At 63.8% G+C, this 14,348-nt stretch carries 16 protein-coding genes and 1 tRNA gene; 13 read left to right on the forward strand and 4 right to left on the reverse strand.

Translation table 11 applies throughout. The features are described 5' to 3' along the window. Positions 1-8 precede the first annotated feature (8 nt). The 6 genes from AB0O58_RS13600 to AB0O58_RS13625 all read left to right on the forward strand — a co-directional run bounded on the left by AB0O58_RS13600 (position 9) and on the right by AB0O58_RS13625 (position 6,236). Positions 9-1,190, forward strand: coding sequence for a pseudouridine synthase (locus tag AB0O58_RS13600; RefSeq protein WP_080729250.1), 1,182 nt, complete (start codon positions 9-11; stop codon positions 1,188-1,190). Further along, a complete protein-coding gene (gene cmk, locus AB0O58_RS13605; protein WP_032372372.1) occupies positions 1,190-1,873 on the forward strand; it encodes a (d)CMP kinase in 684 nt (227 codons plus the stop codon). Before AB0O58_RS13600 ends, cmk begins: the two co-directional genes overlap by 1 nt. Next, positions 1,870-3,318, forward strand: a complete 1,449-nt coding sequence (gene der / locus AB0O58_RS13610) for a ribosome biogenesis GTPase Der (protein WP_032372373.1) — start codon at positions 1,870-1,872, stop codon at positions 3,316-3,318. The genes cmk and der overlap by 4 nt, the downstream gene beginning before the upstream one ends. Positions 3,319-3,403: 85 nt before the next feature. Beyond that, positions 3,404-3,477, forward strand: a tRNA-Pro gene (locus tag AB0O58_RS13615). A gap of 408 nt (positions 3,478-3,885) precedes the next feature. Continuing rightward, entirely contained in the window at positions 3,886-5,058 is a 1,173-nt protein-coding gene (locus AB0O58_RS13620) for an integrase (RefSeq protein ID WP_366238276.1), read from the forward strand. A gap of 980 nt (positions 5,059-6,038) precedes the next feature. Then, positions 6,039-6,236 carry a hypothetical protein gene (locus tag AB0O58_RS13625; RefSeq protein WP_032400677.1) on the forward strand — a complete coding sequence of 66 codons (198 nt, stop codon included), beginning with the start codon at positions 6,039-6,041 and terminating at the stop codon, positions 6,234-6,236. Between the two features lie 56 nt (positions 6,237-6,292). Here the strand turns inward: AB0O58_RS13625 and AB0O58_RS13630 are convergent, their stop codons facing one another. Together AB0O58_RS13630 and AB0O58_RS13635 are read right to left on the reverse strand one after the other, a co-directional pair. Continuing rightward, positions 6,293-6,664: a DUF5313 family protein gene (locus tag AB0O58_RS13630; RefSeq protein WP_032400678.1), complete on the reverse strand. Its 372-nt coding sequence runs from the start codon at positions 6,662-6,664 to the stop codon at positions 6,293-6,295. 275 nt (positions 6,665-6,939) lie between these two features. After that, on the reverse strand, positions 6,940-7,818 hold the full coding sequence (locus tag AB0O58_RS13635) for a universal stress protein (protein ID WP_032400680.1): 879 nt from the start codon (positions 7,816-7,818) through the stop codon (positions 6,940-6,942). 271 nt (positions 7,819-8,089) lie between these two features. Between AB0O58_RS13635 and AB0O58_RS13640 the strand changes: the two genes are divergently transcribed. From AB0O58_RS13640 to AB0O58_RS13665, 6 genes are all read left to right on the forward strand, one after another. Beyond that, complete coding sequence (locus AB0O58_RS13640; RefSeq protein WP_052061575.1) at positions 8,090-8,350, forward strand: heavy metal-associated domain-containing protein; 261 nt, start codon at positions 8,090-8,092, stop codon at positions 8,348-8,350. Continuing rightward, positions 8,347-10,353, forward strand: coding sequence for a cation-translocating P-type ATPase (locus AB0O58_RS13645; protein ID WP_032400681.1), 2,007 nt, complete (start codon positions 8,347-8,349; stop codon positions 10,351-10,353). Before AB0O58_RS13640 ends, AB0O58_RS13645 begins: the two co-directional genes overlap by 4 nt. After that, positions 10,350-10,775 (forward strand): cupin domain-containing protein, encoded by a 426-nt coding sequence (locus tag AB0O58_RS13650; protein ID WP_032400682.1) that lies wholly within the window; start codon positions 10,350-10,352, stop codon positions 10,773-10,775. Before AB0O58_RS13645 ends, AB0O58_RS13650 begins: the two co-directional genes overlap by 4 nt. A gap of 111 nt (positions 10,776-10,886) precedes the next feature. Beyond that, positions 10,887-11,327 carry a hypothetical protein gene (locus AB0O58_RS13655; protein ID WP_155288718.1) on the forward strand — a complete coding sequence of 147 codons (441 nt, stop codon included), beginning with the start codon at positions 10,887-10,889 and terminating at the stop codon, positions 11,325-11,327. Continuing rightward, positions 11,324-11,491, forward strand: a complete 168-nt coding sequence (locus AB0O58_RS13660) for a hypothetical protein (RefSeq protein ID WP_155288719.1) — start codon at positions 11,324-11,326, stop codon at positions 11,489-11,491. The genes AB0O58_RS13655 and AB0O58_RS13660 overlap by 4 nt, the downstream gene beginning before the upstream one ends. Before the next feature lie 18 nt (positions 11,492-11,509). After that, entirely contained in the window at positions 11,510-11,836 is a 327-nt protein-coding gene (locus AB0O58_RS13665) for a hypothetical protein (protein ID WP_052061576.1), read from the forward strand. On the opposite strand, the gene AB0O58_RS13670 is transcribed toward AB0O58_RS13665, so the two are convergent. Next, positions 11,804-12,664 carry a universal stress protein gene (locus AB0O58_RS13670; protein WP_032400684.1) on the reverse strand — a complete coding sequence of 287 codons (861 nt, stop codon included), beginning with the start codon at positions 12,662-12,664 and terminating at the stop codon, positions 11,804-11,806. The two genes, AB0O58_RS13665 and AB0O58_RS13670, sit on opposite strands and share 33 nt — an antisense overlap. Continuing rightward, entirely contained in the window at positions 12,661-13,260 is a 600-nt protein-coding gene (locus AB0O58_RS13675) for a DUF1003 domain-containing protein (protein WP_366238278.1), read from the reverse strand. Before AB0O58_RS13675 ends, AB0O58_RS13670 begins: the two co-directional genes overlap by 4 nt. 66 nt (positions 13,261-13,326) lie before the next feature. Here AB0O58_RS13675 and adhP point away from each other — a divergent pair, with 66 nt between their 5' ends. Continuing rightward, entirely contained in the window at positions 13,327-14,337 is a 1,011-nt protein-coding gene (gene adhP / locus AB0O58_RS13680; protein ID WP_032400816.1) for an alcohol dehydrogenase AdhP, read from the forward strand. Positions 14,338-14,348 lie beyond the last annotated feature (11 nt).

Raw genomic sequence — 14,348 nt, forward strand, 5'->3', positions numbered from 1 at the left:
TAAGACAAGTGAACAAGCCCGCTCGCCGTGATGGCACACCGGACCGTAACAAGAGACAAGACCCACGCAGGAAGCCCACCGCAGGTCGGTCGGACACCCCGCGTGACGCACGCCGCGGAGATCGCACCCGCGACGCCGCACCCCGGGACGGCGCTCCACGCGCCGGTGCACCCCGAACCGGCGCCCCTCGCACCGGGGGACCACGCGCAGGCGCTCCCCGCACCGGTGGCCGACCGGCCCCGCGCAGAGGCGTCGAGCAGGGGGAATCGTTCGAGAACAAGCCCGTCGAGACGGGCATCAACGACCGCAGCAACGACGCGGTGCCCCGCAAGAAGCCGTCGCGCCCCAAGCCGCCGAAGCCGCAGAAGAAGCAGGCTCCGGCAACCACCATCAGCAACGCCAAGCCGGCGAAGCATCAGTACACCGATTCGTCCCCGCGCAAGCACGTGCCTGCCGGTGAGGGTGTTCGGTTGCAGAAGGTGCTCGCGCAGGCCGGGGTCGCGTCGCGTCGGGCCGCGGAGGAGCTGATCGCCGACGGCCGCGTCGAGGTGGACGGACGCATCGTCACCGAGCAGGGCATCCGCATCGACCCGAACATCGCCGTCGTTCGCGTCGACGGCACCCGCGTCGTCGTGAAGGAAGAACTGGTTCATCTGGCGATGAACAAGCCGCGCGGATGGCAGTGCACCATGTCGGACGATCTGGGTCGTCCGTGCGTCGGCGATATCGTCGCCGAGCGCGTGCAGGCGGGCCAGCGACTGTTCCACGTCGGGCGACTCGATGCCGACACCGAGGGACTGTTGTTGTTCACCAACGACGGTGACCTTGCTCACCGGCTGATGCACCCGTCGTACGAGGTGTCCAAGACCTATCTCGCGACTCTGTTCGGCACCATTCCCCGCACGCTCGGCAAGCAGCTGCGCGAAGGCGTCACCCTCGACGACGGCCCGGTGAAGGTCGACGGCTTCCAGCTGCTCGATATCTCGGACGGTAAGTCGCTCGTCAAGGTGACGTTGCACGAGGGCCGCAAGCACATCGTGCGCCGGTTGTTCGACAAGGTCGGATTTCCGGTGGGACGCCTCGTGCGTACCGACGTCGGCAACATCGTGCTCGGCGATCAGCGCCCCGGAACACTGCGTGTTCTCGGCCGCGGCGAGATCGGCAAGCTCTACGAATCCGTAGGCCTGTGATGAGTGCGCTCGTCGTGGCGATGGACGGGCCGTCGGGCACCGGTAAGTCGTCGGTATCGCGCCGGCTCGCATCGGCACTCGAAGCAAGCTACCTCGACACCGGTGCGATGTACCGCGTCGCAACGGTATGGGTGCTGCGTTCGGGCGTCGAGCCCACCGATGCAGACGCAGTCGCGAAAGCTGTTGCAGCCCTTCCCCTCGAGATCGGGAAGGATCCGCTGTCGGAGACCGTCTTGCTCGACGGAGAGGACGTCAGCGGCGAAATCCGCGGCGACGCAGTGACCAAAGCCGTCTCGGCTGTGTCCGCGGTGCCTGCGGTGCGTGAGCTCTTGGTGCAGATGCAGCGCGACCTCGCCAGCTCGTCGACGCGAATTGTGGTGGAGGGTCGCGACATCGGCACCGTCGTACTTCCCGACGCCGACGTGAAGGTGTTCCTGACGGCCTCACCGGAGGCGCGCGCGGAACGGCGGAACAAACAGAACATCGAACAAGGTCGCGGCGACGACTACGAATCCGTGCTCGCGGACGTGCAACGCCGTGATCACGCAGATTCGACGAGGGCAGTGTCACCGCTTCGTCCCGCCGAGGATTCGGTGATCGTCGATACCAGCGAGCTGGATCTCGACGGCGTGATCGAGCGTTTGCTGCTCGTGGTGAACGACAGAAGTGGAGCAGTCCAGTGAGTGAAGAATTCTTCTCCGGCGCAGCGGAAACCGCGGGCGACGGAACGTGGAGCGATGAGGGCGAGTGGGAGTACGTCGACCTCAACGAGGGTGAGGACGGCGAAGATGCCGTTGCCGTACCGACTCTCGCCGTGGTGGGCCGCCCGAACGTCGGTAAATCGACGCTCGTCAACCGCATCATCGGACGACGTGAGGCCGTGGTCGAGGACGTCCCGGGCGTCACTCGCGATCGCGTGTCGTACGAGGCGAACTGGAGTGGTCGTCGCTTCCTGGTGCAGGACACCGGCGGTTGGGAGCCCGACGCCAAGGGTCTGCAACAGTCCGTTGCGCGCCAGGCCGAGTTGGCAATGAACACCGCCGACGCGATCCTGTTGGTCGTCGATGCCCGCGTTGGTTCGACGACGACGGACGAGGCAGTGGCACGAGTGCTGCGTCGGTCGAAGACTCCGGTTCTGTTGGTGGCCAACAAGGTCGACGACGGTCGCACCGAGTCCGAGGTCGCCGCACTGTGGTCTCTGGGTCTGGGGGAACCGTTGTCGGTGTCCGCCACCCACGGCCGCGGTACCGGTGATCTGCTCGACCGTGTGCTCGAGGCCCTGCCGGAGACTCCGCGCGAAGGTATCCCCGGTGGGGGACCGAGACGTGTCGCTCTGGTCGGTAAGCCGAATGTCGGCAAGTCGTCCCTGATCAACAAGCTCTCGGGTGACGAGCGTTCGGTGGTGCACGATGTTGCCGGCACCACCGTCGACCCGGTCGACTCGTTGGTCGAATTGGGCGGCAAGACATGGCGATTCGTCGATACCGCTGGACTGCGCAAGCGCGTGAGCCATGCCAGCGGCGCCGAGTTCTATGCGTCGCTGCGCACCAAGTCCGCGATCGAGGCAGCGGAGGTTGCGGTTCTGCTTCTCGATGCCTCACAGGTGATCTCGGAGCAGGATCTGCGCGTGCTCAGCATGGTCTCCGATGCCGGCCGCGCATTGGTGTTGGCGTTCAACAAGTGGGATCTGGTGGACGACGACCGTCGTCAGCAGCTCGAGAAAGAGATCGACCGCGATCTCGCGCGCGTGCCGTGGGCCCAGCGGGTGAACATCTCGGCGCACACCGGCCGTGCTGTGCAGAAGCTGGTTCCCGCACTGGAAACGGCTCTGGAGTCGTGGGACAAGCGCGTCCCCACCGGACGCCTCAACACGTGGCTCAAAGAGGTCGTGGCGGCCACTCCGCCGCCGATGCGAGGCGGACGCCTGCCACGCATCATGTTCGCGACGCAGGCCAGCACGCGGCCGCCGACGTTCGTGCTCTTCACCACCGGCTTCCTCGAGGCCGGCTACCGCCGATTCATCGAGCGGCGTCTGCGTGAGGAGTTCAACTTCGACGGCAGCCCCGTCCGCGTCTCGGTACGTATCCGCGAGAAGCGAGAACGGCCGGGCAAGGGCAACAACCGCTGACCTAGTCCGACCCCGCCCCTGAGCAGGCGATTTCCTCTCAGGGGTAGGGCTGGGGTAATCTCAGCAAGCGCCTTTCGAGGTGCGGCGGGCTGTGGCGCAGCTTGGTAGCGCACTTGACTGGGGGTCAAGTGGTCGCAGGTTCAAATCCTGTCAGCCCGACATGGATAGATGCAGGTCAGAGGCGGTTTCGGAGAAGTCCGGAGCCGCCTTTTTCGGCTGAAAGTAGGGCTCCGTGCCGCTCAGTGTCACAACTCGTTCCTTAGTTGATTTTTGGAGTCCACAGACGTCCGTCTCGACCGACACCACTGAGACGAGGTTCTGGGCGCTTCGACCGCGTGAATCTCGGATCCCGGATCAATTCTTAGGTGAACCGTTCGAGCTTTGAGTCGGTCAGCCACGCGCGCCCGCACCGAGCGATCTGGACGCTTGTGCCGGGTGGTTCAGTCGACCTAGTAATGGCCGATGGCAACCTTGCAAATTGCATTTTCCGCACCATCTAAGCCAACAATGCAGCTCAACACAGTTTTGCACTGCAGACGTGTCGGTCACCTGTACTAGGCTCCACATATGGACTTCCGACCGGGCCGTGCATCTGCTGTGGGCACTGTCGCGGGCACCGTGGGCGGCAGATCGTTGGCGGTCGAGCCGGAGATCCCGGCAGCCGTCGCGAAACGGATTGCGGCCGCCGTACAGTCCTCCCGTTCCGAAGGAACGCGCAAGACCTACGCCGCCGCGTGGAGACGCTTCACCAACTGGTGCGAGACGAATGGTCACGTGACGCTTCCCGCACATCCGATCACCGTCGCCGCCTACCTCGTCGACGGGGCCGAAACACGAGCCGAAACAGGGGAGCGGGCTTATGCCGTCGCTACGTTCGGCACCTGGATCGCCGCAATCAACCACCAACACCGCACCACCGGGCATCTGTCGCCGTCAGCCCACGAACTCGTCACCGCGACACTGTCCGGCATCCGGCGGGAGTGCGCCGCCGCGGGGGACCGACCCCGCACCCCGCGAGACCCGTTGCTGGTCGACGACATCAAACTCCTCGTCTCGACCGCGCGGGAACGATGCCGGGGCTGGGCGGACGAAGTTCTGGAGCGCCGCGACTCCGCGATTCTGCTCCTCGGGTTCGCCGGCGCCTACCGCCGCAGCGAGTTGTCGGAGCTGGTGTGCGGGGACGTCACTGTGCATCGGCACGATGGAATCCACGTCCGGTTACGTAAGTCGAAGACCGACCAGGAGGGGAGGGGAGCGGTGAAAGCGCTTCCGTACAGCGAGTTTCACGAGACCTGCCCGCCCTGCGCCTACGTCCGGTGGGTGCAAGTCGTAGCCGCTTTCGATGTCGGGGGCCGCCCGTCGGTCATCCGCCTGCTCCGGAAGCGCGACCCGTTCGACAGGCACGTGTGTCGTGGAGGAGTGCCCCGCACCGCCGCCCGCGCACCACTGCTTCGATCGATTGCAAAGAACGGCAACCTTGGCTCAACAGCACTGTCCGGGGCCGCGATCCACCAGACCGTCCGCCGCCGAGCCGAACACGCAGGTTACGACCCCACAGCTCTCGCCAAACTCGGCGGACACTCGCTCCGCGCTGGCTTCGTCACCCAAGGCACCCGCAATGGTGCCGACGGATCCGCGATCGCCCGCCAGACCGGCCACGCCAGCCTCGACTCAGTCGAAATGTACCGCCGCGAGCATGCGCCTCTTGTAGGCAATGCCGTCACGGACATCGGTCTCTAGTGTGATCACTCGGTGTCGGCCCCGCACTCTAAACTGTTCTGTGAGCACTGCCCTACTAGACCCGTTCTGTCGGCGGGACCTCACTACAGGAGGATCCGATCAACCACGAACCCGGTCAGCTGTGCAGTCGAGAACCCTGCGCGCTCAGCCTCAACGGCACCATCCTTCCGGTGCGGCCGTCGAATGGGTAAGGTTTGGGATGAGGTCAGCCTTAAAGATGCCCGTCCTTCGCTCGTTGGGCGGTAACGCGCCGAAATCTCATCGAAAGTGTCATCGCGACCAGTGCACTTCAGCCATGCGAGCACGTCATCGTCCGTAGAAACCGATCTCAATGGCTAATCATTTAGCGCTACGATTGAATTCGCCGATTGCGGTGTGCCGTCCTCGGAGTACCGCAATGCGCTGCTTGCCCAACGCAGCCGTCGTACGAGTCAAACAGTGATGATCTCGAGCTCTTCATGAAGTGGGCCGGACATAAAGGACAAATCCCCTCCACCATGCTGAGAAGATCAGCCTTTTCAACGGTCTCGCCTCATCGGGGGCCCTTCACCCCGACCATTCGAAATTGGAAGCTAACAAGTGCAACTGCTCGGCCAGCGGACTACACATCAGAAAGCGATCGCAGTCAATCCGGGCCGAACGGGACTTTGACGATCACTTGCGCTTCATCGACGGAATCGACGACGTTGCCTGTCTTGCAATGGGTCTCGAGTACCCGGGCAGACCGGACGCCGCTCGGTTCTTCCTCGACTCGTTCGTGGAGGCCGCAGCCTACAGGCCCCCCAACGGTCGCTGATCGACCATTACATCGCCTACCGGGCACTCGTTCGCGCCAGAGCGGCGTGCATTCGGTTCGGCCAGGGCCACACCTCGTCGAAGGACGACGCTCGTGCACACCTGCGTCTCGCTCTCACGCGTCTGCGGTCCTCGTCGGTCACCGTCACATTGATCGGCGGATTGCCTGGGACCAGAAAGGCACAATGGCAGCACTGTCGAAGCAGACCGTCCCACTGGTGCTGTCGAGCGACATCGTTCGTAAGGAACTCGCCGGCCTGGACCCCACGACCGCCGTCCTGCCGATATCCGAAGCGGGCTCTACACACGCAGCTTCACCACCCACACCTACTCAGAGCTCCCTCGGAGAACGCATGAGTACGTTGGAATGGGCAGATCGGTAAATCGACTCCTTCGGTCGATTCGGCCGGTCAGCGTCGAGCATCAGGCGTCGAGTCGTTCATCGGTCGCGCCCGAAGCGTGCCTCGTATTCGCGGCGCTTCTCCTCGGTGCCTTCGCGCTTACGTTCCGCGGGATCGTCCGCCATGCCATGTTGCCGTAGGCGAAATCCTCGGTACACATTCATCAAACCCATTGCGAAGTAGAGCACCGGAAGCAGAATCAGCGACATCATCAGCAGCGGCAACCACACCGGTCCGGGAAAGAAAAGGAACAGCAGCAGTACGGGAACGAGCGGGATCGTGAATCGCAGGACATGCCGGACAGCAGATCCCCGCCCCAAAAGGTCCCGGTGCACCCACGGATTCAAGTCCGCGGGCAGAGTTCCACCCAGGTTGTAGGAGATCCATTGTCGTGCAGTCGGCTCGAGCATGAGAACGACGCTATTGCGTGACAGTCGACGCCGCAGGTGCCATCGGTAGCCTGCTTGCCGCCGAAAGTCCCTTCGCGCCCGAATACGAACCTTCGGTCACTGCGACTGGTGCACGAGGTCCCCAATCACAGACCGCCGACCACCGTAGCGTCGTGATTTCGGGCCACGCCGGCTTGTTCACCGAATGCCGATCCGAGGACGCTTCATGACCGCAGTCGCCGATTCCACCAGTGTTCGTTCGATCGACCCTGCGTCGCCGATGCCGGCCGAACAACTCATCGGTCGGTCGGGACGATGATCGCCGGAATGTCGACGGCGTGGAGAACGGCCATGGAGGTCGATCCGAGAAGCACCGACGCCAGACCGCCTCGTCCGCGGCTACCCATCACCACCAGTTGCGCACGCTCGCACTCTCGCACGATTTCGCGTATCGGCCGATCGCGCGCCACTACGCGTCGGATCGTCACATCGGGGTAGTCGTCCGCGAGGCCTGCAAGGGCCTCGGCGAGCGAAACATTGGCGGCCACTTCGTCTTCCCACCAATCCACGATGAGATCGCGCGTCAGGGTGCTGCCCCGTTCGACGTCCTTCCATGCGTGAACCGCGACGAGATCGACGCCGCGCAACGATGCTTCCTCAAGCGCGAGGGCTACGGCGGGTTGGCTGTTCGGTGTGCAGTCGACACCGACCACGACCGGGCCTTCCCGGTCCGAGTCGGACTTCACCACGACCACCGGGTACCGGGAGTGAGCCACCACTGCGGTGCTGACCGATCCGAGCAGGGTGTCTGCCACCTCACTGCGGTCTCTCGCTCCGACAACGATCATGTACGGACGCCGCGCGGTATCGGTCAGAACGGCTGCAGCCGAACCGTGTTCGCGTCGAGTATCGACGTGCGTTCGAGTCGGCCCGGCACCCTCGTGCACGACGCCCACCGCGTCGGCCAGAATTCGGTCGGCGGCCGCGTCTCGGTCGCCGAGAGTGTCGGTCAGCACATCGAGCGCCTCGAGGGGCGTGTGCGGCACGATCGAGGTCGCCGTCACCAATTCGATCGATGCCTGGCGGCGCGCTGCCTCGGACGCGGCCCACCGCACTGCGTCGAGCGATGCCTCGGATCCGTCCACGCCCACAACTATTCTGGCCGATTCGACCATGTGATTTCCTGCTCTCTGATTTCTCGAAACTGCGCGTTCACCTCCATGTTGGCCACCGTCGGGTCGCGTGGACAGGGGCCGAAGTCACCGGAAACCGGGACGAAGTCACGACCTGGACGGCGCGCCGCTCCGAGCAGACGCACGGCAGCGATGTACCGGGACCTTGTACCCCCGATTCGAGGCAGTCCGGCCGTGTGCCGACCGGTTCGCCGGAGCGCATGCTCGATTCGAGCCCCGAGTTTCGAGGGCTCTGCAACCGAAACGAGAACCTGTGACGAACGAAAAGCAAGAAAACCCAGCATCCACTGCAACACTGACCCACACCGTCTTTCGCGCCGACGGCTTCAGCTGTCCCTCGTGCGTGGCGAAGGTCGAAAAGCAGGTCGGCCGACTCGCGGGTGTCGAGAAGGTCCAGGTGCACTTCGCCTCGGCCCGCATCGAGGTCGACCACAACGCGGACATCACCAGCGTCGGTGACATCGTCGCCGCTGTAGCGAAGGCCGGTTTCACCGCGCGCCTGTCGGCGTTGTGACCGCGTTCAAGCGATGGGCACTGAGCCAGTGGGCAATTCCCACGGCCGCCGGTATGCTCATCGCCCTGTCGTTGCTGCTCGATCACGTCTTCGACGCGACACTCGATCCGATTCTTTTCGACCACTGGTGGATCGATACCGGCGATGACCCGAGCGGGGAATCGCCGATCACGCTGGCCAGCGTCTTCATGCTGGCCGCGGCTGTCCTCGCGGGCTACCGGATCGCGATCGCAGCCTATCGGGCTCTGATGGTCAAACATGTGGCTATCGACCTCCTGGTGTCGATCGCGGCAGTAGGCGCGATCGTCATCGGAAATTTCTGGGAGGCCGCAGCAGTCACCTTCCTGTTCGCCATCGGTCACGCTCTCGAAGCCGCCACGCTCGACAAGACGCGTTCTGCGCTGAGCGAATTGGTTGCCGTTGCACCGGACTTCGCCATCGTCGTTCGTGACGGTGAGCAGCAGCAGATTTCGGCATCCGAGGTTCGGATGGGCGAGCGGGTTCTGGTGAAGAACGGCTCCAAAGTGCCGGTGGACGGACTCGTCGTCGCCGGTACGGGAGTGATCGACGAGGCGTCGATCACCGGTGAGTCCATCCCGGTCGAGAAGACCGAATCGGACCGAGTGTTCTCCGGCACGGTGTCCCGTGGCGGCTTCCTGCAGGTCGAGGCCACCGGTGTCGGTACCGACACGACACTGGCGCGCATCGTCCATCGCGTCGAAGAAGCACAGGATGCGAAGGCCAAGACACAAGCGTTCATCGACCGGTTCTCCACCTGGTACACCCCGGCCGTCATGGTTCTGGCAATCACGTCTGGAATTGTCTCCGGCGACATAGTGCTGGGATTGACTCTGCTGGTCATCGGTTGCCCTGGTGCGCTGGTCATTTCGATTCCGGTCGCAATCGTGTCCGGAATCGGAAGGGCCGCTCGCAACGGCATCCTCATCAAGGGCGGCGAGTTCCTCGAAACGTCGGCCAAGATCTCGGCCGTCGCGGTGGACAAGACCGGAACGCTGACCGAAGGCCACCCACAGCTGACCGATATCGCCGTCCTGGCGGACGGCCTCGGGCGTGGCGATGTACTCCGGTTGGCAGCGTCCGCGGAGCTGGGCTCCGAACATCCTCTGGCGCAGACAATTCTCGATGCCGCTCGATACGAGGGGGTATCGCCTGTCGGTACCCCTGGCGAAGTGACCCCGGTGCCGGGCAAGGGAATCGCGACCCGGTTCGGCGGCACGCGCATCCTGGTCGGAAACGACGCGCTGCTGGCGCAGTACCGCATTGCCGATGATCGCGGCGCTGCAGCAGCGGCGGCCGAATTCGCCGGTCAGGGTAAGACGCCGATGATCGTGGTGGTGGACGGGTCCGTCGTCGGTGTTGTCGCAGTGGCGGATCGAATCCGACCCAAGGCTGCCGAGATGGTTCGGCAACTGCACTCTGCCGGCGTCGAGAAGGTCGTCATGCTGACCGGTGACACCCGTCTGGTTGCCGCGGCAGTGGGCACGGCGACGGGCATCGACGAGATCCACGCGGGACTTCTCCCGGAAGACAAGCTCAACGCGGTGTCGGAGCTACAACGCCGAGGTCACACGGTTGCGATGGTGGGCGACGGCGTCAACGACGCTCCAGCTCTGGCAACAGCCGACATCGGCGTGGCCATGGGTGCCGCCGGTTCGGCGGTGGCAGTCGAAACAGCGGACATAGCCCTCATGGGCGACGATCTGCTCAAACTCCCGGAATCCATCCTGCTGGCCAAACGCACCGTTGCCGTCATGCGCCAGAACATAGCAATTGCACTGTTCACAGTCGCAGTGCTGCTGGCAGGCGTCTTCTTCGGCGGCGTGACGATGTCGATCGGCATGCTGGTCCACGAGGGTTCGGTTCTGGTCGTGATCGCCAACGCCATGCGGTTGCTACAGAGGTCGTCGACGCTACCTACGGCCGCCGAAGACGATCTGACCACCACATCAACGGAAACACAAGAGAACAGGATTCTTCAATGAGCACAGATCAATTCACCATCGAAGGCAATGTGGCCCACTACACGATCGAGGACATCGCCCGGGCCAACCCGGACTTCCGCAAGGTGTTGTGGACCGGTAAGTACGCGCAGATCGTGTTGATGACGATTCCGGTCGGCGGCGAAATCGGGGACGAGGTACACGAAACCACCGACCAGATACTGAATTTTGTAGCCGGTACCGGAGAAGCCGTACTGAACGGCCAGTCACATCGCGTCGAAGCCGGTGATCTGTGTGCCGTCGCTGCGGGTGCCCAACACAACTTCAGGAACACCGGTGACGAGCCGCTCGTCCTCTACACCGTGTACGGCCCGCCGGAACACGCAGCAGGCGCGTCCTATGCAACCAAGGTCGATGCCGATGCGGCCGAGGCAGCCGGCCGCGACGAGCCCCCGCTCGTCTGATCCGGTCGCTGGACGAGGGGCCTCGGCGCTCGGGTCCCCTCGTACAGCCTGCATTCGATCAAGGGCTTTGTGCCCTAGCGGTATTGGACGATCATCGGTCAAGCTGGAACCATGATATCGACAACGCAGATGGCCACCGAACGCAACCGACGATGGCCGTGGCTCGGCGCAGTCTGCGGAGGCGTGTCGATCAACGCCTTCGGCGCAGCGATCGGATTAGTTTCGGGCGCAATCGATTTGAGCCCCAATGCACAGGACGGTCTGCCCATGTCCAGCACCGCGCTCGCGGCACTCGTGCTGGTGCTCGTCGTCGGTATTCCGATGGGGCTTGCTGCGGTGTCTGCGTTCGCCGGCGGCGGAAGGTCGGGGCCGATGGCTCACATCGCCGGTGTGTTGTTGGTTGCCTGGATCGTCGTGCAACCGGCGGTGACCGGTGAGACGAGTTGGCTGCAGGGATCGTTCGGGGTACTGGGATTCGTCATTGCGATCCGCGGATGGCGGATGACGGTGGCTGCGGGCAAGTCCGCGTACCTCATTTCGGAGGCGACATGAAGATACTCGTCTCCACCGCCGACCGCCACGGAGCGACGGACACGCTGGGTCGGGAATTGGCACGTGTCTTCGAGCACAGCGGCGTCGATGTCGACGTACGTGCACCGGAATCCGTGGACTGCGTCGACGGCTACGACGCGCTGGTGATCGGGAGCGCTGTCTAGTCGAACCGGTGGATTCCGATGGTCAACAACCTGGTCGCACAGTTGGCGGACAAGCCGCATCCGCCCGTGTGGCTGTTCTCGTGCGGACCCTTGCATTCACTGGACCGGCCCGTCAACGACACGCCCGATGCGGCGCGAGCGACTACCGCGTTGCATGCGTTCTCACACTGCACCTTTCCCGGAAAGCTGGATGTGGCAGAGCTGTCGCACGGTGAGCAACTGGTGTTCGCCTCGTCCGGTGCCGCCGAAGGGGACTTCCGCGACTGGATTCGAGTATGCAACTGGGCACGAGACATACTGGCGAGCCTCGCCTCAATGTACAACGAGAACAGGGCAGTGCGATGAGTGCACGAGCGACCCACGGAGCGGCCCGGTAATCGGACCCAGGCCGCGGCTTCCGACGACGACCAGCTGCGCCGACGCCGAAGCACGCACGAGCGCGTGCTCCGCGGAGGACTCGATGCAGTGCAGGTGCACTGTGACATCGGCAAACCTGGAAGCGGCGGGCGCGATCTTTTTCTGCAGCCGGTCGAGCGGTGCACGGTTACGACCGGCCTTCGGGCCATGGCGGTGCGAGTCGAGTTGGAGTGCTGTCAGTGGAAGGCCGAGAGTGTGGGCGAACCAGAACGCTCCGTCGATCGCCCTGGTGCAGGAGTCCGAGTGGTCGACGCCCACCACCACGGCAGGCTTTCTGCTCGCGGCGGCGGAGTGGGGTCGCCAGACGACAACGGGGCAGTCCGATTCCGCGACGATGCGGGTTGCTTTGTACCCGAACACGATATCGCTGAGCGGGCCCGATCGATGCCCGCCGATGACCGCCAGATCGGCGGTATGCGAGACCGAGCCGAGGAATGTAGCGATGGGCGAGCCGGACAGAATCGAGTCGACCACGACATCGGGATCGATGTCGTGAATCTCAGACCGGGCCGAGCGCAGGAGTCGACGGCCCGCTATGCGATTCTCCGAATCGGACCTCTCGCGATCGGTATCGGCATGCGAGAGGTGTTGTGGCAGTGCATGTACGAGCCGAATTCTGGCGTTCGTGACATGGGCAAGATCGGCCGCCCACCTGCTCGCACCTCGGGATGCGTCAGATCCGTCGATGCCGACGGCAATGTCACCCAAGCCGGTCCGTGACCAGAATCGATGCTGCATGTGTTCGGCCTCTGTCATCGTGACCGCACCGCGGACGGGCAGACATGCTCGTGGATCTCCGATGCCAACCGAGCCACGGATTCGGTGAGGACGGTGTTCGCCTCGATCATCTCCTGCAGCAGTGCCGTATTCGACAGAGTGTGCACTGCAACCTCGCTGCTCACCGAGTCGGCACGCTTCGCCGAGATCAGCAGAATCGCACCCTGAAGTCCTGCGATCATCGACAGAAACAGGTTGAGCAGAATGAAGGGATACGGATCGAAGCCGTCGCTCGTGTTGTACGCGGCCCACAGCGCCATCACGGCGAGAAACAGAAATACGAACGGCCAGGAGCCCATTCCGTTTCTGACGAAGTCCGCGGCTCGTTCACCGGTGGTCAGTGCGTCGCCGGTACGGACGCCCGGGTGTTTGCGCCACAGACTCATGGGCCGCAGGTGTTCGGTTCGTGATGGGTAGCAGCGGTCATGAGCATCAGTGTGTTGCGCGTGAATGGTGCGCACCAGGGCCGAAAGACCACGATGGGCGGGCACTTCACCCGTCAACCGACAGACCGGGATCTGTCCTCGCTCGTCGGTGACTTCCGGCCCTACATCCGAGGTGGCAGTAGTCGCCATGATCGGCATCAGTGCATCGCTCGAGCGTCGAGAACGGCACGGTTTGCACAGTTGGAGGAACTCACCATGAAAGCTGCAGTCGTCACCGAGTTCGGCGGACCTCTGGTCGTCAAGGACATCCCGATCCCGACACCCGCACCCGAGCAGGTGCTCGTGAAGATGGAGACATGCGGGGTCTGCCACACCGATATCCATGCAGCGCAGGGTGATTGGCCTGCGAAGCCGACACTGCCGTTCGTTCCGGGACACGAGGGCATCGGCGTGATCGAGGCAGTGGGATCGCAGGTCGACGAGAGCCGAATCGGCGAACGCGTTGCGATCGCGTGGCTCGGGTCTGCATGCGGGGAATGCGACCACTGCGTGTCCGGATGGGAGACGCTGTGCGAGACACAGCAGAACAGCGGCTACTCCATAGATGGCGCGTACGCCGAATATGCTGTGGCACATGCGCGATACGTCGTCCGCGTTCCCGAAGGCATTTCCTCGTTCGATGCAGCCCCGTTGACGTGTGCCGGCGTCACCACCTACAAGGCCGTGAAAGTCGGCGGGGTAGCACCGGCTCAACGCGTTGCGATATTCGGTGTCGGTGGACTGGGACACATGGCCGTGCAGTACGCCAAGATCGCCGGCGGATTCGTCACTGCAGTGGACATCGAGGACGACAAGCTCGAACTTGCTCGTGAACTCGGTGCCGATCACACCGTCAACTCGTCGCAGGTCGATCCCGTCGAGGAGATCAAGGCACTCGGCGGAGCCGACGTGGCCATCGTGTTGGCCGTCATCCCGAGCGTGTTCGATCAGGCCTTCCGTTCGCTTCGCCGCGGCGGTCGACTGGTGTGCGTCTCGATGCCTGCTCACGGTGTGTTCCCGGTCCCGATCTTCGAGACGGTCGTCGGCGGAATCTCCGTCCTCGGGTCGATCGTCGGTACCCGAAAGGACCTGCGTGAGGTGTTCGCACTACACGAGGCCGGACGGACCACGGTGTCTGCCGTGTCGCGTAAGTTGGACGAAGTGAACGAATGCTTCGACGACCTCATGGGTGGCCGCGTCACCGCTCGCCAGGTCTTCGAGTTCTGATGTCGAGCCGC

The organism is Rhodococcus sp. NPDC080181, assembly GCF_040702225.1.
GTDB lineage: Bacteria > Actinomycetota > Actinomycetes > Mycobacteriales > Mycobacteriaceae > Rhodococcoides > Rhodococcoides fascians.